Origin of the sequence: Streptomyces sp. CG 926 (assembly GCF_003148825.1) — a bacterium.
Lineage (GTDB): Bacteria > Actinomycetota > Actinomycetes > Streptomycetales > Streptomycetaceae > Streptomyces.
In genome coordinates this window covers 187,606-211,292 of record NZ_QGGZ01000004.1, presented here as the reverse complement: position 1 = coordinate 211,292, position 23,687 = coordinate 187,606, and the positions used below count along the sequence as shown (strand labels likewise).

The 23,687-nt window shown below is 72.2% G+C and carries 20 protein-coding genes; 10 read left to right on the top strand and 10 right to left on the bottom strand.

The features are described from left to right. Positions 1-368: 368 nt before the first annotated feature. The 3 genes from BCL76_RS13040 to BCL76_RS13030 all read left to right on the top strand — a co-directional run bounded on the left by BCL76_RS13040 (position 369) and on the right by BCL76_RS13030 (position 3,008). Positions 369-779 carry a VOC family protein gene (locus BCL76_RS13040; protein ID WP_109779641.1) on the top strand — a complete coding sequence of 137 codons (411 nt, stop codon included), beginning with the start codon at positions 369-371 and terminating at the stop codon, positions 777-779. 50 nt (positions 780-829) lie between these two features. Then, positions 830-1,525 carry a (2Fe-2S)-binding protein gene (locus BCL76_RS13035; protein ID WP_258309600.1) on the top strand — a complete coding sequence of 232 codons (696 nt, stop codon included), beginning with the start codon at positions 830-832 and terminating at the stop codon, positions 1,523-1,525. Between the two features lie 88 nt (positions 1,526-1,613). After that, on the top strand, positions 1,614-3,008 hold the full coding sequence (locus tag BCL76_RS13030; RefSeq protein ID WP_109779640.1) for an alpha/beta hydrolase family protein: 1,395 nt from the start codon (positions 1,614-1,616) through the stop codon (positions 3,006-3,008). A 16-nt stretch (positions 3,009-3,024) separates the two neighbouring features. On the opposite strand, the gene BCL76_RS13025 is transcribed toward BCL76_RS13030, so the two are convergent. Both BCL76_RS13025 and BCL76_RS13020 read right to left on the bottom strand, forming a co-directional pair. Further along, a complete protein-coding gene (locus BCL76_RS13025; RefSeq protein WP_109779639.1) occupies positions 3,025-4,797 on the bottom strand; it encodes a S8 family peptidase in 1,773 nt (590 codons plus the stop codon). Between the two features lie 264 nt (positions 4,798-5,061). After that, a complete protein-coding gene (locus BCL76_RS13020) occupies positions 5,062-6,483 on the bottom strand; it encodes a cation:dicarboxylate symporter family transporter (RefSeq protein ID WP_109779638.1) in 1,422 nt (473 codons plus the stop codon). 105 nt (positions 6,484-6,588) lie between these two features. Here BCL76_RS13020 and BCL76_RS13015 point away from each other — a divergent pair, with 105 nt between their 5' ends. Both BCL76_RS13015 and BCL76_RS13010 read left to right on the top strand, forming a co-directional pair. Further along, the gene (locus BCL76_RS13015) at positions 6,589-8,283 is read left to right on the top strand and encodes a sensor histidine kinase (RefSeq protein ID WP_375137909.1); all 1,695 of its coding nucleotides are present in this window, start codon (positions 6,589-6,591) and stop codon (positions 8,281-8,283) included. Beyond that, a complete protein-coding gene (locus BCL76_RS13010) occupies positions 8,280-8,984 on the top strand; it encodes a response regulator (RefSeq protein WP_109779637.1) in 705 nt (234 codons plus the stop codon). The genes BCL76_RS13015 and BCL76_RS13010 overlap by 4 nt, the downstream gene beginning before the upstream one ends. Here the strand turns inward: BCL76_RS13010 and melC2 are convergent. The 3 genes from melC2 to BCL76_RS12995 all read right to left on the bottom strand — a co-directional run bounded on the left by melC2 (position 8,939) and on the right by BCL76_RS12995 (position 11,089). Further along, positions 8,939-9,787 carry a tyrosinase MelC2 gene (gene melC2 / locus BCL76_RS13005; protein WP_109779636.1) on the bottom strand — a complete coding sequence of 283 codons (849 nt, stop codon included), beginning with the start codon at positions 9,785-9,787 and terminating at the stop codon, positions 8,939-8,941. The two genes, BCL76_RS13010 and melC2, sit on opposite strands and share 46 nt — an antisense overlap. Further along, complete coding sequence (gene melC1, locus BCL76_RS13000; protein WP_030761119.1) at positions 9,784-10,170, bottom strand: apotyrosinase chaperone MelC1; 387 nt, start codon at positions 10,168-10,170, stop codon at positions 9,784-9,786. Before melC1 ends, melC2 begins: the two co-directional genes overlap by 4 nt. 220 nt (positions 10,171-10,390) lie before the next feature. Continuing rightward, positions 10,391-11,089, bottom strand: coding sequence for a ferredoxin (locus BCL76_RS12995; protein ID WP_181382534.1), 699 nt, complete (start codon positions 11,087-11,089; stop codon positions 10,391-10,393). 246 nt (positions 11,090-11,335) lie between these two features. On the opposite strand from BCL76_RS12995, the gene BCL76_RS12990 reads away from it, so the two are divergent. Beyond that, entirely contained in the window at positions 11,336-12,727 is a 1,392-nt protein-coding gene (locus BCL76_RS12990; protein ID WP_109779635.1) for a glutamate decarboxylase, read from the top strand. An 81-nt stretch (positions 12,728-12,808) separates the two neighbouring features. Continuing rightward, positions 12,809-13,672 (top strand): RNA polymerase sigma-70 factor, encoded by an 864-nt coding sequence (locus BCL76_RS12985; protein WP_109779918.1) that lies wholly within the window; start codon positions 12,809-12,811, stop codon positions 13,670-13,672. Between the two features lie 68 nt (positions 13,673-13,740). Here BCL76_RS12985 and BCL76_RS12980 read toward each other — a convergent pair whose 3' ends face one another. Together BCL76_RS12980 and BCL76_RS12975 are read right to left on the bottom strand one after the other, a co-directional pair. Then, the gene (locus tag BCL76_RS12980; protein WP_109779634.1) at positions 13,741-15,372 is read right to left on the bottom strand and encodes a sigma-70 family RNA polymerase sigma factor; all 1,632 of its coding nucleotides are present in this window, start codon (positions 15,370-15,372) and stop codon (positions 13,741-13,743) included. A 127-nt stretch (positions 15,373-15,499) separates the two neighbouring features. Further along, complete coding sequence (locus BCL76_RS12975) at positions 15,500-16,279, bottom strand: IclR family transcriptional regulator (RefSeq protein WP_181382533.1); 780 nt, start codon at positions 16,277-16,279, stop codon at positions 15,500-15,502. A gap of 110 nt (positions 16,280-16,389) precedes the next feature. Between BCL76_RS12975 and BCL76_RS12970 the strand changes: the two genes are divergently transcribed. Next, entirely contained in the window at positions 16,390-17,043 is a 654-nt protein-coding gene (locus tag BCL76_RS12970; protein ID WP_258309599.1) for a bifunctional 4-hydroxy-2-oxoglutarate aldolase/2-dehydro-3-deoxy-phosphogluconate aldolase, read from the top strand. A 1-nt stretch (position 17,044) separates the two neighbouring features. Further along, entirely contained in the window at positions 17,045-18,049 is a 1,005-nt protein-coding gene (locus BCL76_RS12965) for a PfkB family carbohydrate kinase (protein ID WP_109779632.1), read from the top strand. Here BCL76_RS12965 and BCL76_RS12960 read toward each other — a convergent pair. Further along, positions 17,976-19,208, bottom strand: a complete 1,233-nt coding sequence (locus BCL76_RS12960; protein WP_109779631.1) for a serpin family protein — start codon at positions 19,206-19,208, stop codon at positions 17,976-17,978. The genes BCL76_RS12965 and BCL76_RS12960 overlap by 74 nt on opposite strands. Before the next feature lie 95 nt (positions 19,209-19,303). Beyond that, positions 19,304-20,632, bottom strand: coding sequence for a glycoside hydrolase family 18 protein (locus tag BCL76_RS12955; RefSeq protein ID WP_109779630.1), 1,329 nt, complete (start codon positions 20,630-20,632; stop codon positions 19,304-19,306). Between the two features lie 1,232 nt (positions 20,633-21,864). Between BCL76_RS12955 and BCL76_RS40310 the strand changes: the two genes are divergently transcribed. Continuing rightward, positions 21,865-23,040 carry a M23 family metallopeptidase gene (locus BCL76_RS40310; protein WP_309136832.1) on the top strand — a complete coding sequence of 392 codons (1,176 nt, stop codon included), beginning with the start codon at positions 21,865-21,867 and terminating at the stop codon, positions 23,038-23,040. A gap of 24 nt (positions 23,041-23,064) precedes the next feature. On the opposite strand, the gene BCL76_RS12940 is transcribed toward BCL76_RS40310, so the two are convergent. Next, on the bottom strand, positions 23,065-23,565 hold the full coding sequence (locus BCL76_RS12940; RefSeq protein WP_109779628.1) for a hypothetical protein: 501 nt from the start codon (positions 23,563-23,565) through the stop codon (positions 23,065-23,067). Positions 23,566-23,687: the final 122 nt, after the last annotated feature.

Genomic DNA, 23,687 nt, shown 5'->3' with positions numbered 1-23,687 from the left:
CCGGGGACTTCGCTCCCCGCCGCGGAGCGCCCGTAATCACGATCCACGGACATCCCTTCAACCGCACGACATGGGCCCCCCGGACGGCCGTGCCGGTCGCCACCGGTCACCAGGCGATCACTCCTGACCTGCGGTGATGTGAAAAAGGTCCGGTTGCCCCGGGCGAGGCCTTGTGCGCGGATCCCGCGGTCGCTCCCGGCGCCGCGCCGAGCCGCCCGGACATCGAACACATGGTCGTCGGCGATGTGTCCGTGAGCCGTGGGATCACGGGGGAGGTACGACTGCGCCACCTGGGTCTGCTACGGGCGGTCCCGGCGGGGTCCGCCGTAGAGTCGGGACGAGGTTTCCGTCCGTCGAGGAGGGCGTTCATGCTGCGAGGGTTCGCGACGATCAACTTCTGGGCCGACGACCTGGATGCCGCGAAGGCCTGGTACGCCGAGCTCCTCGGGATCGAGCCGTACTTCGAGCGGCCCGGGTACGCCGAGTTCCGCATCGGCGACCACCAGCACGAGCTGGGCATCGTCGACCGCCGCTACGCCCCGCCCGGCGCGGCCGAGAAGCCCGGCGGGGCGGTTGCCTACTGGGTGGTGGACGACCTGCCCGCCGTGCGGCAGCGGCTGCTGGACATGGGGGCCGAGGAGTACCAGCCGGTGACCGCGCACGGGGACGGGGGCTTCGTCACGGCGGCCGTCACCGATCCCTTCGGCAACGTGCTCGGCATCATGCGCAACCCGCACTACCTGGAGGTCCTGGACGGGGCGACCCCGGACCCGGCCTGATACCGGACCCGACCCGACCCCGGTCACGCGCCGCTGAGATCATTCCGTCCATGGACGACGTACTGCGGCGACTGGCCGCCGTAGGACCCTTCTTCGCCGTGCCCTACGGGAAGGAGCCGCCCGGCCCCGGCTTCCGGCCGCTCACCGCCCTGTACGGGGAGCAGCTCGGGCCGTACGTGGCCGAGGTGGGCCGGCGGATCGGCACCGGGCCGGGCCGGGTGGCCGCCTCGACCGCCCAGCTCGGGATCGCCTCCCGGCTCTGGTCGCTGGGGCTCGGCTGCGCGGCACTGGCCGGCCGGATTCCGGACCTGGCCGCCGATCGGGTGTGGTGGCGGCTGCCGGACGCGGGATCGCTCCAGCTGTGGCTGCCCGAGCCGGCCCCCGGCCTGCCCGCCGAAGCCCTCGGGGAGACCGTCCTCGGGAATCTGGCGGCGCTCGACGAGGGCCTGCGCGAGCGCTTCGGGGTCTCCCCGAAGGTGTTGCGGGGGAACACGGCGTCCGGGCTCGTCGGAGCGCTGCGGGTGCTGATCGACCGGGTGCCGGGCGGCGCGGCCGTGGAGCTCGCGGGCGCCCTGCTGGCCGACGGCGGAGCACTGGCGGGCACCGGCACCTTCATCCACGAGGAGGGGCTCGGGGTGGCCTTCGTACGGCGCAGCTGCTGCCTCTACTACCAGGTGCCCGGCGGCGGGCTCTGCGGGGACTGCGTGCTGCGGACGGAGCGGCGGACGGGTCGGCGGACGGGCTGACGGCCCCGGTCGGCGCGCGCGGCCGTTCGGAGCAAGGGAGGGCGCGCCGCGCCCCGACCCGTCACGGGCCCGGCGTACGGTCCGCTGCATGACCGCTCGTACACCGCACCAGCCCTCCGCACTCACCCGCCGCGCGGCCCTGACCGGGCTCGCCGCCGGGGCCGGGGCGCTCGCCGTCGGGGGAGGGGCCCGTACCGCGGCCGCCGCGCCCAAGCCGTCCGCCAAGGCCGTCGATCCCACCCCCGGGGCGATGAAGCTCTTCGACGATCCCGGCTTCAACTTCGCGGGCCTGCTCGCCCTGGGCGCCGCGGGGATGCGGGCCTCCGAGGTGGGCGAGGTCCTGACGGCGGTCAACGCCATCAACGCGGCAGGTCTGTCGGAGCAGACGTTCAGCGACACCTTCCGCTCCTGGGGGGACCGGCTCTCGGCGCCCCCGGCGGCCGGCCGTCACGGTCACGAGGCCCCCTCGCAGACCCGCCGCTTCCGGTCCCTGCGGGCCGCCCAGTACTACGCGCAGGCGCTGTTCTACGTGCTCGGCACCGACCACCCCGGTGACGAGGAGGCGGTCTACCTGGCCGGGCGGGGAGCCTGGGACACCTTCGCCAAGCTCTGCTCACCGGCCGCCGTCCGCGCCAAGGTCCCGTACGGCAGGACCCACCTCCCGGTCTGGTTCTTCCGCCCGGACGGTCCCGTCGAACCGCGCCCCACCGTGATCCTCACCAACGGCAGCGACGGCCAGAACCTCGACATGTGGACCTACGGCGTGGCCGCCGCCCTCGGCCGGGGTTGGAACGCCCTCGTCTACGACGGACCCGGGCAGGGGCAGCTGCTGTTCGTGGAGGAGATCCCCTTCACCACCCGCTGGGAGAAGGTGGTCGCCCCGATCGTGGACTGGCTGGAGGCCCGCAAGGACGTCGACAGCGGCCGGATCGCGATCACCGGCCTCAGCATGGGCGGCAACCTGGTCGCCCGCGCCGCCGCCTTCGAGCACCGGCTCGCGGCCGTCGCCTGCCAGCCCGGCTGCGTCAGCCCCTGGCTGGGATTCGACGCGGAGCTGCGGGCAGTCATCACTCCCGACAAGGAGGAGACCAACCGGGTCTGGAACGAGGAGGTGGTCCCGGAGCTGACTCCGGAGCTGGCCTTCGCGGTCAAGAAGCGGTTCGAGATCTTCGACAGGCAGGCCCTGCGCCAGGCCCGCGAGGGCATCGTGCTCACGGACGTGTGGACCCCGGCCCAGGTGGCCATGGGCCTCGACATCACCGAGGTGGTGGGGAGGATCAAGGCCCCCACGCTCGTCCTGGACTACGACTTCGAGCTGTTCTACCCGGGCCAGCCGCAGCAGATGTACGACCTGCTGCGCACCCGCCGCGAGTACGTGAAGATGACGCAGGCCACCGGGGCGCAGTTGCACTGCTCCCCGATGGCCCCGCAGCAACACTGCGACGTCGTCTTCGACTGGCTCGCCGACGTGCTCCGGCGCTGACGGAACGTCCGACCTGCTAGAAGGTCAGGTTCCAGGCGTCGACCTTGCCGGTGTCGCCGCCGGCGTTGTCGTTGACGCGCAGCTTCCAGGTGCCGTTCGCGACCTCGGAGGAGGCGTTCACGGTGAAGACCTGGTTGATGTTGTCGGTGCTGCCACCCGCGCGGTTGTGCACGGTGTAGACGGTGCCGTCCGGCGCGACCAGGTCGACCTTGAGGTCACCGATGTAGGTGTGCACGATGTTCACGCCGACCTTGAGGGTGGCCGGGGCGTTGCCCGTGACACCGCTGACGGTGATCGGGCTCTCCACCGTGGTGTTGTCGCCGATGGCGAAGTCACCGGTGTTCTCGAAGAACTTGCCGGGCGGCGGGGTACTGCCGACGGCCTTCAGCGCGTCGACCTGGCCCTCGCCGAAGAAGCCGTTCTTCGCCGTGGTGCCCTTGCAGCGGCTGTCCGACGGGCAGGCGACGTCGTTGGCCTGGGTGGCCAGCTTGTCGCGCAGCTGCGCCGGGGTGATGCCCGGGTTGGTGCTGGCCAGCAGGGCCGCCACACCGGTGACGTGCGGGGACGCCATCGAAGTGCCGCTCATGGTGCCGTACTTGCCGCCCGGCTGGGTGCTGTAGATGCCGACGCTGTCGCCACCGGGGGCCGTCACGTCGACCACGTTCAGACCGTAGTTGGAGTACGAGGCCTTCGCGGTGGTGCCCATCGCCGAGACCGTGACCACGCCCGGGAGCTCGGTCGGGATGTCCAGGCAGGCGTTGGTGATGGTGCGGGTGACCGGCGTCGAGTCGTTCGGGCTCTCGGTGTCGGTCGTCTTGTTGGCCAGGTCGATGTTGGAGTTGCCGGCCGCCGCGACCTGCAGCGAGCCCTTGCCCTCCGCGTACTCCTGGGCGCGCTTGACGCCCTCGATGATCGCGGCCTGGTCGGCGTTGTCCGGGCAGTTGAACTGCCACGGGTCCGTGTAGTAGCTGTTGTTGGTGACCTTGAAGCCGTGGTCACCGGCCCACATGAAGCCGCAGACGGTGTTCTCGGCGAAGAAGAGCGAGGAGCCCGGCTCGGCGATGCGCACCGAGGAGATCTTCACGCCCGGGGCCACGCCGATGACGCCCTTGCCGTTCTTGGCGGCCGCGACGGTACCGGCCACGTGCGTACCGTGGGTGCCGACGTCCCGCCAGGCGCCCGTACGGGTGTCCGGCTTGCCGTAGGCGCAGGACGCGGAGTCGGCCGCGTTGAAGTTCGGGGCCAGGTCCTGGTGCTGGTCGTCCACACCGGTGTCCAGGATGCCGACCTTGACGGAGGCGGAACCGGTGGTGACGGCCCAGGCCTGGTCGGCCTTGATCTGGGTCATGTCGGCGCGGACCGGCTCGCCCGAAGGCGTCGTGGCCTGCGCCGGGTTGGCGGGAAGCGCCGGGTTGTAGGCGTCCGCCGGGACGTCCGAGGTACGGGTGGCGCCGACCTGCTGGACGCCGCTCACACCGCGCATGGTGGTGGCGAAGGTACCCGACGCGGAGTGGGCGACGATCACGCCGATCGCGTCGTAGTACTGGAACACCGTGCCGCTGTTGGCGGTGACGGCGTTGCGGACCGCCGTGGTGTCACCGGGAGCGGTGATCACGAGGTAGGCGCGGGTACCGGCAACCCAGGTCGCACTCTGGGAGGTCGGGGCCGCGGCCTTGGGGGCCGCCGCGGGGGCGGGGGCCGAGGATCCGGAGGGAGAGACGGGGGCGGTGCCGGCGAGTGCGGCGGGAGCCCCGAAAGCGAGTGCCGCGCCGAGCGTGGCTGCCAGCACGAGGGTACGTCGAGGTCGGCCGGATATGTGGGGTATCAATGCGTCCTCCGAAGACCCGGTGGTCAGGCCGGGTCGAACGAAACAAGTGGTGGACGCAAGATGTCATGCACACAGCCGGTTACGGAAGTACCTTTTACAGCCGCGAGGTTCGGTTATCGGTGGCCGAATACCGACTATGGGTGCAAGTAGGGAGAATGCGTCGGCCGACCGGGCTGGGCACCGTGGGGGCGAGCCCTGCCCGGTCGGCCCGTGGGGGCCGGCCGGCTAGACCGGCACCCCGTCCTTGGGGCTGTCCGAGGGCTGCGGCACGGAACTGGGGGTTCCGTCGGACCCGTCGGACCCGGATCCGGCGGACTCGCCCGATCGTGCGGGCTCGCCCTGCCGCTGCGTGCCGTGCCCGTCGTCCACCAGCGTGCTCTCGTCGAACGGCAGCCGTCCGGCGAGGACTTCGGTGGCGCGCGCGTGGTCGAACTCCTTCGTCCACGTTCCGATGAGCACCGTCGCGACCGCGTTGCCCGCGAAGTTCGTCAGGGCCCGGGCCTCGCTCATGAATCGATCGATACCCACGATCAGACCGACACCGTCCACCAGTTCCGGCCGATGCGACTGCAGTCCGCCGGCGAGGGTGGCCAGACCCGCGCCGGTCACCCCGGCCGCACCCTTCGAGGCGATGATCATGAAGAGCAGGAGCGAGATCTGCTCGCCCAGCGCCAGCGGCTTGCCCATCGCCTCGGCGACGAACAGCGAGGACATCGTCAGGTAGATGGCCGTCCCGTCCAGGTTGAAGGAGTAGCCCGTCGGCACGGTGATCCCGGTGACCGGCCGCGAGACCCCCAGGTGCTCCATCTTCGCGATCAGCCGCGGCAGCGCCGACTCCGAGGAGGAGGTCGAGAGGATCAGCAGGAACTCCCGCCCCAGATACCGCAGCAGGGCGAAGACGCTGACCCCGGTGCAGACCCGGAGCAGGGTGCCGAGGACCACGAAAACGAAGAGCAGGCAGGTCGTGTAGAAGCCGATCATGATCACGGCCAGCGACTTCAGCGCGTCGATGCCGGTGGCCCCGACGACCGCCGCGATCGCTCCGAAGGCGCCGATCGGAGCCGCCCACATGATCATCGCGAGTACCCGGAAGACCAGCTTCTGGATGTGTCCGATGCCCCGCAGCACCGGCTCGCCCGCCGCGCCCATGGCCTGCAGCGCGAACCCGCACAGCAGCGCCACCAGCAGCGTCTGCAGCACCTCGCCGCCCGTGAACGCGGACACCAGGGTGGTCGGGATGATCCCGAGCAGGAACTCCGGCGTGCTCTCGGCCCCGCCCGCCTTCGCCTGCGCCTCGCCCGCACTGCGCACCGCCTCGGTCAGGTGCAGCCCGCTGCCCGGTTCCAGCAGGTTGCCGACCAACAGGCCGATGGCCAGCGCCACCGTGGACATGACCATGAAGTAGCCCAGGGCGAGTCCGCCCACGGCGCCCACCTTGGCGGCTTTGCGCACGGATCCGATGCCCAGCACGATCGTGCAGAAGATCACGGGCGAGATCATCATCTTGATGAGGTTGACGAAGCCGGTGCCCAGCGGTTTGAGCTCCACGGCCACGCCGGGGGCGGCGAAACCGACGGCGATGCCGAGCAGCACCGCGCCGATCACCGCGATGTAGAGATAGTGCGTTCTGTCGCGCCTGGCGGCCACGATGCCTCCCGGTGGTGATTGCGTTCGGGGAGACCATCGCCCAGGGCTGTGACCCCGGTCACCCTTACGTTCATTGAGTTCACGACCCGAGGCACACTGAGCGCCATGTTCCGCTTCCCCCGCCCCCCGCGCAGCCTCGCCGGCCAGCTCTTCGCCATGCAGGTGCTGCTGGTCGCCGTGGTCGTCGCGGGCTGCGCCGTCTTCGCGTACGCCACGGCCCGAGGCCAGGCCGAGGAGGCCGCCCGCCGCCAGGCCGGGGCCGTGGCCCGCGCGGTCGCCGACTCCCCGTCCGTACGCGAGGCAGTACAGGGCGCGGCGGGCGGGACGGACCCGTCCGTCGCGCTCCAGCCCTACGCGGAGCAGGTCCGCGCGGACTCCGGGGTGGCCTTCGTGACGATCATGTCCCCGGACGGGCGGCGCTGGACCCACCCGGACCCCCGCCGGATCGGCGAGCCCTTCATGGGCAACACGGCCCCCGCGCTGCGCGGCGAGACCTTCAGCGAGACGTACACCGGCACCCTCGGCCCCTCCATCCGCGTGGTCACCCCGCTCCAGGACGAGGGCCGGATCATCGGCCTGGTCAGCGCGGGGATCACCGTCCGCGCCATCAGCGACCGGCTCGCCACGCAGCTCTCCGCCCTCGCCTGGGTCGCGGGTGGCGCGCTGGCCCTCGGCGGCGTGGGCACGTACGTCGTCAACGCGAGGCTGCGCCGTCACACTCATGGCATGAACGCGGCAGAGCTCAGCCGGATGTACGACTACCACCAGGCGGCCCTGCACGGGGTCCGCGAGGGCCTGCTGATGCTCGACGGGCAGCGCCGGATCACGTTGATCAACGACGCCGGACGTGAACTGCTGGCCCTGTCGGGCGCGCTCACCGGTACCAAGGTCGCCGACCTCGGACTGCCGGCCCCGCTCACCGGGGCCCTGCTCGCGGACCGGCCCCGGGTGGACGAGGTGCACCTGACCGCGGACCGGGTGCTGGTGGTCAACAGCTCGCCGGTCGCGGGCGGCGGCCGCCGGGGCACCGTGATCACCTTGCGCGACCACACCGAACTGCAGTCATTGACGGGCGAGTTGGACCATGAGCGGGGCTTCACCCAGGCGCTGCGCTCCCAGGCCCACGAGGCGGCCAACCGGCTGCACACCGTGGTCTCGCTCATCGAACTCGGCCGCGCGGACGAGGCGGTCGACTTCGCCACCGCCGAGCTGGAACTCGCCCAGGCCCTCACCGACGAGGTGGTCACCGCGGTGGGGGAGCCGGTGCTGGTGGCGCTGCTGCTGGGCAAGGCCGCCCAGGCGCACGAACGGGGCGTCGAGCTGGTCGTCACCGCCGACAGCCGCCGTCTCGCCGAAGGGGGCGGGCTGCCTCCGGCCCGGGACCTGGTCACCGTGCTCGGCAATCTCATCGACAACGCGGTCGACGCGCTGACCGCCGTACCGGGGGCCCGGATCGCGGTGACGCTGCGGCCCGAGGCGGACGAGCTGCTGCTGAGGGTCGCGGACAACGGACCGGGGCTGCCCGAAGGGGTGGACGTGTTCCGCCGGGGCTGGTCCGGCAAGGGGGAGGGCCGCGGTCTCGGCCTTGCGCTGGTCCGGCAGGTGGCGGAGCGCTACGGCGGCGCGGTGGTCGCGGCCCAGGGCCCGGGCGGTGGGGCGGAGTTCACGGTCCGCCTGCCGATCGTGCCCACGTCCGATCCCATGTCCGGGTCGACGTCCGGGTCGACGTCCGGGACCGCGCCCGAGTCTGCGTCCGCGCCCGCGTCCGAGCCCGCCGCGGGTCCCGGGGGCTCGAGATGAGCGGCGGCGAGGTGCGCGTGCTGATCGTCGAGGACGACCCGGTGGCCGCCGACGCGCACGCGCTGTACATCGGCCGGGTGCCCGGTTTCACCGCCGTGGGCGCCGTCCACTCGCTCGCCGAGGCCACCCGGTTCCTGGAGCGGTCCCGGGTCGACCTGCTGCTCCTGGACCTCGGCCTGCCCGACGGGCACGGCCTGCGTTTCGCGCGCGGGCTGCGGGCTGCCGGACATCCGGTCGACGTGATCGTGGTGACCTCCGCGCGGGACCTGGCGGTGGTCCGCGAGAGCGTCTCCCTCGGCGTGGTCCAGTACGTACTGAAGCCGTTCGCGTTCCCCACCCTGCGCGAACGGCTCCTGCGCTACGCCGAGTTCCGCCAGACCGCGGGTGAGGCGGTCGGGCAGGACGACGTCGACCGGGCGATGGCCGCCCTGCGCGCACCGCGCCCGGCCGAGCTCCCCAAGGGGTTGAGCGGCCCGACCCTGGACCGGGTCGCCGCCCTGCTGCGGTCGGCGCCCGAGGGTCTGACCGCGGCGGGGGCGGCCGAGGCGGCGGGGATCTCCCGGATCACCGCGCGCCGCTACCTGGAGCACCTGGTGGACACCGGTCGCGCGGACCGCACCCCCCGGTACGGCCAGGTCGGCCGCCCCGAACTGCACTACCGCTGGCTGGCGGCGGCGACCGGTTCGGTGTCGAAGGTGTAGAACTTCCGGTGATCCAGCATGTCCGCCGGGGTCACGTTGTTCCAGGGCCGCATGGTGTCGTTCAGGTCGACGACGTTCTGCGTGCCCGCCCCCGGCAAGTACGTGGACTGCGGGTGCTTGGCCTGCCACTCGGCCCACAGCTTGTCGATGAAGGCGTGGTGCATCCAGAACACCGGGTCGTTCGGGGAGACACCGGTGGACATCTGGCCGCCGACCCACACGTGCACCCGGTTGTGCAGGTTGGCGCCGCGCCAGCCCTCCAGGTGGTTGCGGAAGCCGTTGGAGGAGCTGTTCCAGGGCGCCATGTCGTAGACCGGCATGGCGAGTACGGAGTCCACCTCGGCCTTCGTCGGCAGCTGGGCGACGGACGTGCCGAGATCGCGGCGCAGGTAGGCGCGCCCGTCCACACGGACGTTTATGTTCCACTTGCCCGTCGCGTACGCGAACCCGCCGTCCATGACCTGCCCGTCGCGGGCCCGTCCGGTGCCGCCGAGGAAGTCGGGGGCCCAGAGGGAGGCGCGGGAGGTCCGGTCCACCGTCCAGTCCCAGTACGGGAGCGCGACGCTCGCGTCCACTTTCTGCAGGGCTTCCTCGAACTCCAGGAGGAAGCGTCGGTGCCACGGCAGGAAGGAGGGGGAGCGGTGGCCGACGCGGTCGCCCGAGTCGGTGTCGCTCATGATGAAGCCGTTGTGGGTGGTGACGAAGCGGTCGTAGCTGCCGGTGCGCTTGAGCTCCTGCAGGGCCGAGACGAAGGCGCGCTTCTCCTCGGGGGTCAGCGTGGCCTGGTTCTTGCGTACGGTCATGCCGCACCTCCGAAGGGAACGAGGGCGGCGCCCTGGAGATCGCGGACCGCGGCGCGGGCGAGGAGCTTCGGGTCGGCGAAGGTCTCGTAGTGGTTGATGACGCTGATCCAGGTGCCGTCGGCGTTGCGCATGATGTGCAGTTCCCTGCCGTCTATTCGGACGGTGGGCTGGCCGGGCGAGTGGTGGCCGCCGTGGTGGCCACCTCCGCCGGCGGTGATCTGGATACGACGGCCCTTGTAGACCTCGTCGACCGTGCCCGGGGTGGTGGGCTCGGTGGGGGTCGCGGCGGCGTTCGTGGCGCCCGCGGCGGCGGCGGTCAGGCCAAGCGCGGTGAGGGCGCCCGCTGTTGCCCCCAAGGCCTGACGGCGAGTGATCTTCTTCATGGCCGTAGAGGTATCAGGGCTCGGGAGGGGCTTGGCCTGTATCCGGACATGCGCGGACAAGTTTCCGGTAGAACAAGTTGGATGATCTTCCCGTTCGGCGCGGCTTCGGGGGCTCGAACGGGAAGATCTACGGAAGAAAGGCTACTGGGCAGTAATTTCTTCTGATCGAGGGGGTCGATATGTGCGGCATCACACTGCAGAGTCGGCCGGAAGCAGAGCGTCAGGCCCGGCCCTGAGGTGGTGCGGAGCGGTGTGGGGTGACTTCCGAGTGGCTCCGAAGTGGATTCGGGCCCGGACGTCCGGAGGATCCTCGGTCGCGCGGTCGCGGCTCGGGCAGGCGCTCGACGGGCCTGGGGGGGGGGCGGCGTTCTTCGAGCCGATGGAGGTAGAGCCGCAGGTCGGCTTCGAGTTCACCGTCGAGGTGGAGGAGGAGGTCGCTCAGCCCGGTGGCCGCTTCCCGGCGATACGGATCGGAGTGATCCGACCAGGCGACCCTGAGATCGGTGGCCCACTCGCGCAGACGGGCTCGCTCGCGCCACCACGCGCGGACGGAGTCGGGGGTCCAGTGCTGGTCCCCGTCCCAGCCGTAGCCGCCGAGCGGGTCGGTCCAGGCGGCGTAGAGCAGGCGATCGACCTCGACGGCGTTCCGGGGTTGGCGGTAGACGATCTCCTGGCCGGTCGCGTCGTCGTAGACGACGTGGTCGGGTGCGGCCATGCGTCCGGTCCAGCAGGTGTCGGTGTCCGCGGCGTAGAACGGCCCCGGCACGTTGCGCCAGTTCCGCTCCGCCCAGATGCCCGTCAGGTAGGTCTCGGGGTGCGGCAGTGTCAGAGCCAGGTTGGGCACCGCTTCGGGCACCGGGATGTCGGCGGCGGTCCGGGCCGCCGGGAGTGGATCCCAGTATCCGGAGTGATCGTTCATGTCCGCCCCCCTGGCCGCGTAGGCCCGCTGACGTGGGCACTCGTGACCGCACTGTACGTCAGCGCCGCCGGCGGGATCCGGGCGTCCATGAGGACGCGTACGCATGCCCACCTGCGATGCTCGGCCATGGCATGGAGTGCGGGCTGCGCCCGGCCGGCGCGGGTGCGAGCGTCGGGCTTGCCGATGAGGGAGGGGAGTCGGGTCGCCCTGACGGATAATGTATAGATCTGCGCCTATAGTCCCGATATGGCTCTTCATGAGACGAAGGACGTACGCGCCCAGGACGCCGACACGGACGTGTTCGCGTCCACGCTGAGCGGCCAGATCCTCCCCAAGTACAAGATTCCTGAGGACCACTCACCCACCGAGGTCGTCTACGAGCTGCTCCACAACGAGCTGCTCCTGGACGGCAACGCGGCCCAGAACCTCGCCACCTTCTGCACCACCTGGTCGGACGAGGGCGTGCACCGGCTGATGAACGTCTGCCTCGACAAGAACATGATCGACAAGGACGAATACCCGCAGACCGCCGAGATCGAGTCCCGCTGCGTCAACATCCTGGCCGATCTGTGGAACGCCCCCGCGGGCGCCACCGCGGCCGGCTGCTCGACCACCGGCTCCAGCGAGGCCGCCATGCTCGGCGGACTCGCCCTCAAATGGCGCTGGCGCGAGCGCCGCCGCGCCGCGGGGCTGCCCACCGACCGCCCCAACCTGGTGTGCGGCCCGGTCCAGATCTGCTGGGAGAAGTTCGCCCGCTACTTCGACGTCGAGCTGCGTCAGGTCCCGATCGAGGCCGACGCCACCGGCCTCCAGGCCCATCAGCTCGCCGAGTACGTCGACGAGAACACCATCGGCGTCGTCGCCATCCTCGGCGTCACCTACACCTGCGACTACGAGCCCGTCGCCGAGATCGCCGCCGAGCTCGACCGGATCCAGGCCGAGCACGGCTGGGACATCCCCATCCACGTGGACGGCGCCAGCGGCGGGTTCGTGGCGCCCTTCCTCCACCCCGACGTGGTGTGGGACTTCCGGCTGGAGCGCGTCGCCTCGGTCAACACCTCCGGCCACAAGTACGGACTCGCGCCGCTGGGAGTCGGCTGGATCATCTGGCGCACGGCCGACCTGCTCCCCGCCGACCTCGTCTTCAAGGTGGACTACCTCGGCGGCGACATGCCGACCTTCGCCCTCAACTTCTCCCGCCCCGGCGGCGAGATCATCGCGCAGTACTACCTGTTCCTGCGCCTGGGGCGGGCCGGCTACCGGCGCGTCCAGGAGGCCTGCGCGGAGACCGCCCAGTACCTCGCCCGGCAGATCGCCGACCTGGGCCCCTTCACCCTCCTCTACGACGGCCAGGGCGCCCTGCCCGCCGTCTCCTACAAACTCACCGACCCGGACGCCACCCCGTTCAGCCTCTACGACCTCTCCGACCGGCTGCGCATGCGCGGCTGGCAGGTCCCCTCGTACCCGCTGCCGGCCGACCGCGACGACACGGTCATCCAACGCGTCCTCGTCCGGCACGGCGTGACCCGCGACCAGATGGCCCTGCTCGTCACCGACATGCGCGCGGCCGTGGAACACCTGACGGCCACGCCCCCGCCCGTACCGGCCGCCGAGCCGCGGTCCGGCTTCCACCACTGAGGCGACCGGGGGCCGTCGGCATCGAGGCCGACAGCCGCCCCGCCTCGATCATCCGGCTCGGCGGATGACACCGTGGTGATCATGAGCGAGCACTTCGAGGAACACCGGCGACTGCTGTTCGGCACGGCCTACCGGATGCTGGGCAGCGTCGCCGACGCCGAGGACATCGTGCAGGACGCCTGGCTCGCCTGGCACCGCACCGACCACGCGGCCGTCGAGAACCCCAGGGCCTACCTGGTGCGCACCGTCACCAATCTGAGCCTCAACCGGCTCAGGTCGGCCCAGGTCGTCCGTGAGGCGTACGTCGGGCCCTGGCTGCCCGAACCCCTCCTCACCTCGCCCGACATCGCCGAGGAGGCCGAACTGGCCGACACCGTCTCCATGGCGGTCCTGGTCGTACTGGAGACCCTGACCCCGACCGAGCGCGCGGTCTTCATGCTCCGCGAGGTGTTCGGGTACTCCCACACCGAGATCGCGGAGGTCGTCGGGAAGTCCGAGGCGAGCGTCCGCCAGTCCGCGCACCGGGCCCGCGAACGCGTCCGGGCCCGCCGCCCCCGCTTCACCGCCGAGGCGGCCGAGCAGCGCGAGATCGTCGAGAAGTTCCGGCAGGCCTGCCTCGGCGGGGACCTCGGCGAGGTGCTCTCGGTCCTGGCGCCCGACATCGTCTCCTGGGCCGACGGCGGCGGCGTCGTCACCGCCGCCCGCCGCCCGCTGCACGGAGCCGACCACGTCGCCCGCTGGTGGCTCGGCGTCCTGGCCAAGTCCGAGGCCCGCGAGGGGGCGCTGCGCCCCGCCGAGATCAACGGCGAGCCCGGCCTGCTGCTCGTCCACCACGGCGCGACCGTCGGCGCCATGACCTTCGAGGCCGCCGACGGCCGGATCACCGCACTGCGGGTCAGCGTCAACCCGCAGAAGCTACGGGGCCTGCGCCCCGAGGCCCCCTAGGCCGGCGAGGTTCACCGGGTCGCGACGCCCGGCACGGAACCAGCTTCTCCGGGCCGCGCGACCGCCGGCTACCGAGCGCCGAAGTTCTGGGTCCACCAAGGGCCGCCCGAGCCCTGGTGGATGCCCACACCGATGTCCTTGAAGGAGCAGTTGAGGATGTTCGCCTTGTGGCCCGGGCTCTTCATCCAGGAGTCCATGACCGACTGGGCCGTCTGCTGGCCCCGCGCGATGTTCTCCCCGTACGTCGACCAGCGGTAGCCGGCCGCGGTCGTCCGGTCACCCGGGTCCTTGCCGTCCGGGCTGGTGTGATCGAAGTAGTCCCGGGCCGCCATGTCGTCGGAGTGCCCCTGGGCGGCCGCACGCAGCTGCGAGTCCTCCTTCAGGGGGCCGCAGCCGGCCGCCGCCCGCTCGCTGTTGACCAGAGCCACGACCTGGCCGGCGATCCCCGACGGCGGCGCGGGCGCAGGCTTGACCGCCGAGGCCTTCGGGGTCGGGGACTTGCTCTTGGACTGTGTCGGGCTCGGGCTCGCCGACGGGCTCGGCGAGGCGGATGCCGACGGGGAGGGCGAGGGGGAGGCGGAGGGCGAGGCCGACTCCGAGGGCAGCGCGGGGGATTCGGTCGCCGAGAGCGCGGCCAGCGGGGTCGCGGCCGCGGAAGCGCCGTCCTTCGTGTCGCCGGAACCGGGCAGCCCTCCGAGGTACACGAGCCCGCCGCCCGCGACACAGGCGGCGAGCACCGCGCCGCCGACCACCCGGCGCCGGCTCTGCCGCCGCTTGCGCAGCGCGCCGCGGCCACCGCCGCCCATGTCGGCCACCGGGGTGAGCTGAGTGGCGGCGTCGTCGAAGCCGCCACCGAAGCCCCCGTCGAAACCCTCGGCGAAGGCGACGCTCGCGGGAGCGAAGCCGGCCGCCCCCGCCGTCTTCATCCCCGCCAGCAGCGCCGCCGATACGGGGACCAGGGCCAGACCGGCCAGCAATCCCTCCGCCGGCACCAGCCCGCTCCACAGACCGGAGCAACGTACGCATTCACGGGCGTGCCGGGCTATTCGCTTGCGCCACAGCGCCGAGGGCTCCCCGTCCCAGCCCCCCATCACACCGCGCAGCTCCTCGCACGCCGGGTGGGTGTCCAGCGCGCGCTCCACCACACGGGCCGACTCCAGCTGCGCCTTCATCCGCTGCACCCGCACCGCCGTGTGCTGCGGGGACAGTTCCAGCGCTCCCGCCACCTCCGCCCGGGTCAGCTCCCCGGCGCACTCCAGCCACCACAGGGACAGCAACGCCCGGTCCTCGGGCTCCAGCCAGCGGGTGGCGCGGGCCGTCTCACGCCGCTGCCCGGCGAGCTGCAGGCGGGCGACGGTCAGGTCGACGAAGTCGGCACCCGGGTCCGCGACATCGCTCGCGTCCTCGAGGGTGCTCTCGCCGAAACCGCTCTGCCGGGCCTGCCAGTGCGCCCGTACGCGGTTCATCGCGATGGCCACCAGCCAGGACCGGAAGCTCTCGTCCACCCGCAGGCCGCCCAGCCCGTCGAGCGCCCGCAGCATCGTGTCCTGCACCACGTCGTCCACGTCGCAGGACCCGTTGAGAGCCCGCCCGACGATGTTGTAGACGAGCGGGAGATGGGCGCTGACGAGCTCGTCCTGCGCGCGGGGGTCACCCGCGCGGGCCGCTGCCACGAGCGCTGCGGTGTGCTGAGTAGTCATGTGATGTTCCCTGTCCGTACCGGCGGTCGATGATGCCCGATACATGGGAGACCGTCGACGGGGGCGTCGATAACAGTTATCCGGAAGAATTTTCCCGAAGAGTTCTTCGGGCCCCTCCACCGGGGTGTCACAGCAGCGGAGCCAGCGCCTCCGCGGCCGTACGCAGCGCCGGGGCGTACGCCTCGATCTCCGCACGGGACACCAGGAAGGTGACGGTGGTGACGCTGATCCCGCCGACCGGCCGTCCCGTCGGACCGAGGATCGCCGCGCCGACACAGCGGATGGTGGGCTCGTTCTCCTCGTCGTCGACGGCGAAGCCCCGGGCGCGCACCACCGCCAGTTGGGCGTGCAGGGCCCGTGCGGTCGTGAGGGTGTGCGGCGTCCGGCGCGGCAGTCCGGTCGCGTCGATCAGTTCCCGTACCTCCTCGGCGGGCAGCAGGGCCAGGATGCTCTTCCCGATCGCGGTCGTGTGCAGGGGCATGCGCATGCCGACGCGGGAGGCCGTCCGGAAGGGTTGTCCCTCGCTCTCCAGCTTGCGGATGTAGGTGATGGTCCGCCCGCTGTGCAGGGCCAGATGGACCGTCTGGCCGGTGGCCCGCCCGAGTTCGCCGAGGATCCGCCCGATGCTGGGTGGTTCCCCGGCGTCGACCAGGGCGGACAGCCCGCGCAGTCGCGACCCCACCCCGTACCGGCTGTCGGCCTCCTGGCGTACGAAGCCCTGCTCGACCAGCGAGGCCAGGATGCGGAAGGCGCTCGACTTGGGCACCGCGGCCGCCGCCGTCACATCGGCGAGGCGGTGCGGGCCGCCGGGCGCGGCCACCGCCTCCAGGACGCGCAGCGACTTCTCCACGGCGGAACCGGCCGCGGAGGTCCGCCCCGCGCGCCCGCCCGCTGCTGCCTCGTCCATTGACACGAGCGCTCCTCGCGTGGGTAGGGTCTCGACCATATGGTGCCGTCGTACGGTACGCCGTTCCACTACGTGGAACAAGCGTGTGGAGCCAAGGGGAGGGTTCTCCATTGCCCGATCACCTGTCCGATCGTCTGTACGCGGTGCTGGCCGCCCAGCGCGTACTGCCCGTACTGCGCGAGGCCGACGCCGACGAGGCGGTCCGCCGCACCACCGCCCTGCTCGCCGCCGGCTGCCGCGCGGTCGAGCTCACCACCTCCACCCCGGGCTGGGCCGGGGCCGTCTCCCGTACCGCCTCGCTGAGCGACGTCCACGGCCACCCGGCGCTCATCGGCGTCGGCACGGTCACCACCACCGCGCACGCGCAGACCGCCTTGGACGCGGGTGCCGCCTTCCTGATCTCCCCCTACCCGGCCCCCGAGGTCCGCGCCGTGGCCGTACGCCGCGAAGCCGTCTTCATCGAGGGCGGGTTCACCCCCGGCGAGATCGCCGCCGCCGTCCGGGCCGCCGGAGCCGCCAAGGTCTTCCCGGCGCATGTGGGCGGTCCCGGCTTCGTCCGCTCGCTCAGGGCCGTCCTGCCCGGTGCGGTGCTCGTCCCGACCGGCGGCATCCGGCCCGCCGAGGTCCCCGACTGGCTCGCGGCCGGCGCCACGGCCGTCGGGGTCGGCGCCGGACTGCCGACCGATCCGGACGAACTGGCCGCCGTGTTCGCCGGAGCGGCCACACCGTGCCGCCTGCCCCGCGACGCCGACGCGGGGCGCTGACGTGCCCGGCTCCGGCGCCCCGCGCTACGACGTCCTCGTACTCGGCGAGGTCCTGGTCGAGATCCACGCGGACACCGTCCTGCGCGAGGCCGCCGACGGCACGCGGGCCCGTATCTCCTACTCCGGGGACGCCCTCAACGCGGCGGCCGCCGCGGCGGCGGCCGGCGCCCGCACCGCCCTGCTCGCCGTGGTCGGCGACGACGAACTCGCCGTCCCGCTGCTCCGCCGGGCCGCCGAACTCGGGGTGGACGTCTCCCATGTCCGCCGCGCCCCGCGCCCCAACGGCGCCTACCTGCTGTCCGCCGACACCGACGGCGACCGCCGGTTCGTCTACTGGCGCACCCGCAGCGCCGGTTCCACCCTCGCGCCCCACCACATCGCGTCCTGGCGCACGCTGCTGACCCGCTGCGGAGCCCTCGTCACCAGCGGCGTCACCGGCGCCCTGTCGCCGAGCAGCCGCGCCGCCGTACTGGCCGCGGCCCGCCTCGTGCACGGGGCGGGCGGGCACCTGACCTACGACCCCAACTTCCGGTCCCGGCTGACCGGCCCGGCCGAGGCCCGCGAGCTGCTGGCCCGGATCGCGCCGCTGACCGGGCTGCTCAAGACCTCCTGCCCGGCCGACGCGTCGGCCCTGCTCGACACCGCCGACCCGCGCACCGCCGCAGAGCGCTGCCGCGCGCTCGGCGCCCGTACGGTCGCGGTCACCGCGGGCGCCGACCGGCTGTTGCTGGACGACGGCACGCGGGCGGAGTACCACCCCGTGCCCGTCAACCCCGAGCCGGTGGACGCGACCGGCGCGGGCGACTGCTTCACCGGCACGACCACCGCCCGGCTCGTCCTCGGCGACTGCCTAGCGGACGCCGTGGCGTACGGCATGGCCGCCGCCTCCCTCTCGGTCTCGGGCCGCGGCGGCACCGGGCGCGTCCCCGAGTTCACCGAGACGGCGGCGTTGGCCGCCTCGCACCGGTCGACCGGCCCGCCTCGACCGCCGTCTCCGGATCGGTGACCCAGCCCGCGGCGAGGACCAGCCGCGTGTCCCGATGGACGGCCAGGAACCCGAACGGCCGGTCGAAGCGGACCTCCGCCCGGCGGACCCGGTGCCGTACGCGGGGCGGCGCCCCTGCGCCCGGCCGTGCCGCGACGGCGGTGACGGCCGCGGCCTCGAAACCCGTCGCATGGAACCGGGCCATCGCGGACTGCCGGCCCGAACCGACGGCGAGCGGCTCGGAGCTGATGCCGGGGAAGTGCGCGAAGTCCTCGTCGCGGGCGGTGTCCAGCCCGAACAGCGGGGCGTGGTCGAGCAGGTCGTGTTCGGAGAAGAGGGAGAAGGCCACGGTACGGACCTGCAGCAGGTCCACCGGGAAGGGCGAATCCACGGTGCGGGTGGTCAGCCCGGGGCCCGGGGTTCCGTCGGGGAGTTCGCTGCCGGGCTGCGACGGGGCGGCGCCGGTGACGGCGGCGAGCCCGGTCTCCAGCACCGAGCGGGAGGGCGTCTGCGGCTCGCCGAGCAGCAGGTGCACGTCCACGTCCTCGGTGCCGGCCACCTCCAGGACGGTCACGGCTCCGGCCGGCCCGTGCGCCACCCGGACCTCGTCCGGCGAACGGGTGGTGCGGGACAGCCGCCGCAGGATCCGCCGCGCCCACGGGCCTTCGGTCATCGCGACCGGCGCCTCCTGGAAGGGCTCGGTCCATCGCACGCGGAGCGCGAGCGCCGAGGCCAGGACCAGACGGGTGTCCTCGGACCAGGAAACCGGCACGTGCTCGATCAGTCCGCCGGTCCGCTCCGCCGCCCACGCGTCCAGCACCTTCGCGTCGGCGAGCGGCTCACCGCTCAGCGCGCCCCGGGCGCCCGCCGGCAGCTTCGCCGACCAGACCTCCTCCAGGGGGACTTCGGCCCTGGCCCACAGACCCGTCGCCGCCTGCAGGCCCCGTACGTCGGCCAACGCGGCCAGCAGTTCCCGTGCCGCTTCGGCCGCGGCCTCGGCGGGTATGCCCAGTGCCTCCTCCAGTTCGGTGCGGGCCGGACCGCCCGCGCCGTCGGCGAGCAGGGCGAGCAGCGGCCAGATTCCGGAGGCGGCGAAGACCGTCCCCGAGTCCGGTGCGGGGGCCTGCGCGGCCCAGCGTGTCGTGAGGCGGTTGACCGCCCGTACCGTTTCGTTCTCCATGCGGGGAGCGTAAGTGGTGGGCGCCGCCGGGCCGGATGCGTTTCCGCGGCCCGGCGGCGCCGGTCAGGGGCGGTGCGGCTCGGGCGCTGTCCGGGTCAGTGGCCGCGCAGGCCCCGGTCGACGGCCGTCATCAGCTCGCCGTCCTCGGTGTCCGCGTCGAGTGACCAGAACATCGCACCGCCGAGGCCGTGCTCGCGGATGTACCCGGTCTTGGCGCGCAACACCTGGGGGTCGTCGTACGTCCACAGGGTGGTGCCGTCGAAGAGCCAGGCGTGGCCACGGCGCCGGTCCCGATGGATCGTGTACGTGCCGGAGTCGGCCAGCTTCTTCAGCGCCTTGTAGTCCTCGTACCCTGCGGCCCAGGTGGCCGGTGCCGGGCCGGTGGCCGGCTGCCCCATGCCGTCCCCGCCCCCGCTGACGCCGGTCCAGCCCTGGCCGTAGAAGGGCATGCCCATCACGAGCTTGTTCGCGGGCGCGCCGCGCCGGAGCCAGGCGTCCACCGTGCCGTCGACGCTGAAGTCGCCCCGGGCCCGGAGCGCGGACTGCTGGGCCGTCCTCGGCTCGCCGGAGACGTGGAAGTCGTAGCCCTGGAGGGTCACGAAGTCGAGGTCGCGCATGATCCGGCGGACGTCGAAGCCCGCGTCGATCTTGGCGGGGGCCGTCGGGACGAAGGCGCTGAGCTCGTAGCCGGCCTTCCGCTTCTGGCTCCGCGCGTACGCGTCGAGCTGCGTACGGAACTCCTTGACGAGCGCGGTGAAGTTCTGCTTGTCCTCGGGTCGGTACTTCGTGTCGGTGTCACCCGCGGAACCGGGCCACTCCCAGTCGAGGTCGATCCCGTCGAACACGCCGGCGGCCGCACCCGCGCCGCCTCGGGCGCCGTCCTGCGGAAGATTGCCCTTGATGTAGAGGTCGATGCAGGACTCGACGAAGGCCTTGCGGGAGGCCGGCGTGAGCGCGGCGTCCGAGAAGTGCGTGGACCAGCTCCAGCCGCCCAGCGAGATCAACACCTTCAGGCCGGGGTGCCGGGCCTTGAGCTCGCGCAGCTGGTTGAAGTTGCCGGCGAGCGGCTGCTCGCCGGTGTCGGCCACTCCGTCGACGGAGTTCGCCGCGTCGAGCGGCCGTACGTAGTCGGCCCAGGCGTCGGCCTCGCCGGGCACGTTCCCCGTGAAGCACCGGCCTTGCGGACTGATGTTGCCGAAGGCGTAGTTGATGTGGGTGAGCTTGTCGGCGGAGCCGTTCGCCTCCAGGTCCTGAACCTGGAAGTCCCGTCCGTAGACGCCCCATTGGGTGAAGTAGCCGACCTTCTTGTACGTACGGTCGTGGCCGCCGCCGTCGGCCTGCGCCGCGGCGGCGGGCGCGAAGGCGGTCAGCAGGGAGAGGGAGCAGGCGGCGACGGCCAGCCTGCCGAGCATGCTGCGGCGCATGGGCTTCCTTTGCGGATGCGGGGAGCGGGGCGTGTGCGCGTGCGCTGTGCATGCCGGAAACTATTGGTCTGGACCAGAGTGGTCAAGGGGGTGGTCGAAACTCGTCCCGGCCGGCGTGGACGCACGCGAAGTGGGCCGGGCTCGCCGACCGCGGAGTCGACGCAGCGCCCGAAGCGCTTCCCCCAAGGGCCGGTCGGCCGGGGACCCGGCCCCGCTATCGGCGCCCCGCACCGTCGGTGGCGACCCTGGCCGCCGGTCTCGGGCCGCAGGGCTGCACCGTGCTCGGTCGGCGGCAGGGAACCCTGGGCCGGTTGAAGTCCCGCTTCGCCGCCGTGCGCGTCCGGCCCCGCCGGCAAGGCGGTCGAGCATCCGATCAAAGCCGCGGCCTCGTCCACGCTGGGTTGGTGGGACGGGGTCCTGCCCGCCTGTCGGCTGCTGGTCGAATGGCCGGAGAACGCCGAACGTCCGACCGGCCACCGGCTCTCCGGCCTCCCGGCCGACACCCCGATCACCGAACCGGTCCGGTTGGCCACGAGCCGCCGGCGCATCGAGCACGACTACCGGGAACTCGAACACGGCCTGGGCCTCGAAGAACGGCCGCCCGGATCGCGGAACTGCCTCCACGGCGGGCACCGAAGGGCGTAAGCGCGCCTGTTCTCCTTCGGGGCCATGTACGGCAGCCTTCCGCATGGTAATCATGCGGTTGGCGCCCGTATTGGAGTCATGTCAGGATTGAGGGAATCGATCAGGCCCTCACAAGCGCGGCGGTCCTCCATGCGCAGGGGCTCGCCGCTCCCTACGTCGAACCGCAAGACAGCGGAGCCGGACGCCCATCTCGTCCTGTGCGCGTGCTCGACAGGCACGTAAGCAGGTCGGCGTTGCGCACGGTCAGCGTTCTCCGGGGCGGCTCTCCGCATGTTCACGCCCGCTCGAACCGAACCGCACGTTCAGCGCGGAACCGCCCCCAGCTAGCAGGACGCCTGGCCATGCGAGGTGGAGTGATGCACATACAACGCTCCCGTGCAGACTCGAACGGGATCACCGAGCGGGTGGCGTCGCGAGAAACGCGCCGAGGACGACGGACGCGGTCGCACCCCGGAGGGCGGCGAAAGCGCCCGATGGCGCTCTCCGCGGCGCTGGTCGCGGTGCTGCTCCTCGCGGGGGGTACCTCTGCGGCAGGAGCGTCCTCGTACCCTGGTCAGCGGGCCGCGCCGGCCGGTGCACGGCCCGCCGTGAGCGTGCCGGACGCCTTCACCCCTGTGGTCGTTACACCGATCAGCGATCCGACGTTCCCCTGGCGGGGCACGGACCAGAAGTACCACGTCTCCTACGACCTGCAGTTGACCAACGCCTCACGGCTGCCGGCCACGCTCACCAAGGTGCAGGTGGTCGACGCCGGACAACCTGACACCGTCGTCGCCACCCTCTCCAGCCGCCAGCTGGTCGATCCCGACTGCGAGTACGGGGCCTGCAATCTGCTGCGGATGCTGCCCTCGTCGAACGCCACCGACACCGTCATGCCCCCCGGCCAGTCCCGAGCCCTGATGGTGGACCTGACATTCGACTCCCTGGACCAGGCGCCCGCCGAGGTCATGCACCGGCTGTTCCTCACAGGGCAGGCCGTGCCCCCGGCCACCGAGCCGAGCCCGATCAGCTACCTCGCCGCGCCGTTCGACATCTCCTCCGGCACACCGCGCGTCATCGCACCCCCGCTGAAGGGGGACGACTGGGTCGCCGTGAACGGCTGCTGCGGCACCGGCGGGCCACACCGCCCCTCGCTCAACTCGGTGAACGGCAAGCTGGCCAACTTCCAGCGCTTCGCCATCGACTGGATGAAACTCACCGACGAGGGCACGCTCTACAGCGGTGACAAGACGAAGAACGAGAGTTACGCCGACTACGGCGAGGCGGTGTACGCGGTTGCCGACGGCACCGTGAGCTCGACGCTCGACTCGGTCGAGGCAGGCACCCCCGGCATCCTGCCCGCCAACGACCCTGTCCTCGGCCCGAAGATCACCGTCAAGAACGTGGACGGCAACCACGTCATCCAGGACCTCGGCGGCGGCGTCTGGGCGATGTACGCGCATCTGATCAAGGGCAGTCTGCTGGTCAAGCCGGGGGACAAGGTCAAGAAGGGCCAGAAGATCGCGGAACTGGGCAACACCGGCAACTCCAACGCCCCTCACCTGCACTTCCAGCTGATGAATGATCCGTCGGTGCTGGAGGCCGACGCCGTCCCCTATGTCATCGACCGCTTCACCTACCAGGGCCAGATCCCCTACTCGGCCTGGGTGCTCACCGACGACTACCTGAGCGGCACCTTCCTGCAAGGCAGGCTGCCCGAGGCCCAGTCCCGCACCGATGAGCTGCCCCTCGCCCTGTCCGTCGTCACCTTCCCCGGTTCGTGAGCACGTAGCGGGCGAAGACCTCGGCTAAGGCAGCGGCAGGCTCCAGTGGCCGACGTCGTCGGCGAGGCCGGCGTCGAGGGCGAACTGGACCGCGGCCGGGTCGGTGTCCCGCGGCAGCCGGAAGGTGATGAAACCCTCCGCCGTGGCGCCGGGATCGAGCGTGACGGTCTCGGGGAAGGCCGGGCCCGCGGTGGTGGGGGCGTCGTCGCCGGTGAACCGGTGGCCGGTGGTGTCCAGCAGGTGCGCGGCCGGTGCGGGGGAGTCCTGGTACACGGCGGTGCCGGTGTTCTCCAGCCGGAAGCGCGTCGCGACGAGCCGGTCACTCCCGGGGGGCTCCTGGCCTGCGGGGTCGGCCGGGTCCACCACCTGCGTCAACGTGACGTCGAGCCGGAGGCCGGGCTCGCTCCCGGCCAGCGAGATCGTCTCGCCCGAACCGCCCGGGGCCACGCCCAGCAGGCCGGGTGCGAGGAGCGCGAGCGCCAGGAGCGAGCCCCGCAGGCGCCCCGCTCGTCGGCTTCGGGGCATGACGGAACCTCCCGCTCCACGGGTCCCCTCACCCACGATCCTCCGCGCCCCGAGGTTCCGCCACCCCGGACAGGCAGGGGGCCGTCCCGTCGGTGAGGGGCGACGACGGCGATCTCGGGGTC

Bases quoted from the DNA above. Each gene is read 5' to 3' on its own strand.
- BCL76_RS12960 (WP_109779631.1), bottom strand. From the start codon at position 19,208: ATGGAGAACGAAACGGTACGGGCGGTCAACCGCCTCACGACACGCTGG.
- BCL76_RS13035 (WP_258309600.1), top strand. From the start codon at position 830: ATGGACGACGTACTGCGGCGACTGGCCGCCGTAGGACCCTTCTTCGCC.
- BCL76_RS13030 (WP_109779640.1), top strand. From the start codon at position 1,614: ATGACCGCTCGTACACCGCACCAGCCCTCCGCACTCACCCGCCGCGCG.
- BCL76_RS13040 (WP_109779641.1), top strand. From the start codon at position 369: ATGCTGCGAGGGTTCGCGACGATCAACTTCTGGGCCGACGACCTGGAT.
- BCL76_RS12995 (WP_181382534.1), bottom strand. From the start codon at position 11,089: ATGAACGATCACTCCGGATACTGGGATCCACTCCCGGCGGCCCGGACC.
- BCL76_RS12940 (WP_109779628.1), bottom strand. From the start codon at position 23,565: ATGCCCCGAAGCCGACGAGCGGGGCGCCTGCGGGGCTCGCTCCTGGCG.
- BCL76_RS13010 (WP_109779637.1), top strand. From the start codon at position 8,280: ATGAGCGGCGGCGAGGTGCGCGTGCTGATCGTCGAGGACGACCCGGTG.
- melC1 (WP_030761119.1), bottom strand. From the start codon at position 10,170: ATGAAGAAGATCACTCGCCGTCAGGCCTTGGGGGCAACAGCGGGCGCC.
- BCL76_RS12985 (WP_109779918.1), top strand. From the start codon at position 12,809: ATGAGCGAGCACTTCGAGGAACACCGGCGACTGCTGTTCGGCACGGCC.
- BCL76_RS13015 (WP_375137909.1), top strand. From the start codon at position 6,589: ATGTTCCGCTTCCCCCGCCCCCCGCGCAGCCTCGCCGGCCAGCTCTTC.
- melC2 (WP_109779636.1), bottom strand. From the start codon at position 9,787: ATGACCGTACGCAAGAACCAGGCCACGCTGACCCCCGAGGAGAAGCGC.
- BCL76_RS12980 (WP_109779634.1), bottom strand. From the start codon at position 15,372: ATGACTACTCAGCACACCGCAGCGCTCGTGGCAGCGGCCCGCGCGGGT.
- BCL76_RS12975 (WP_181382533.1), bottom strand. From the start codon at position 16,279: ATGGACGAGGCAGCAGCGGGCGGGCGCGCGGGGCGGACCTCCGCGGCC.
- BCL76_RS12955 (WP_109779630.1), bottom strand. From the start codon at position 20,632: ATGCGCCGCAGCATGCTCGGCAGGCTGGCCGTCGCCGCCTGCTCCCTC.
- BCL76_RS12990 (WP_109779635.1), top strand. From the start codon at position 11,336: ATGGCTCTTCATGAGACGAAGGACGTACGCGCCCAGGACGCCGACACG.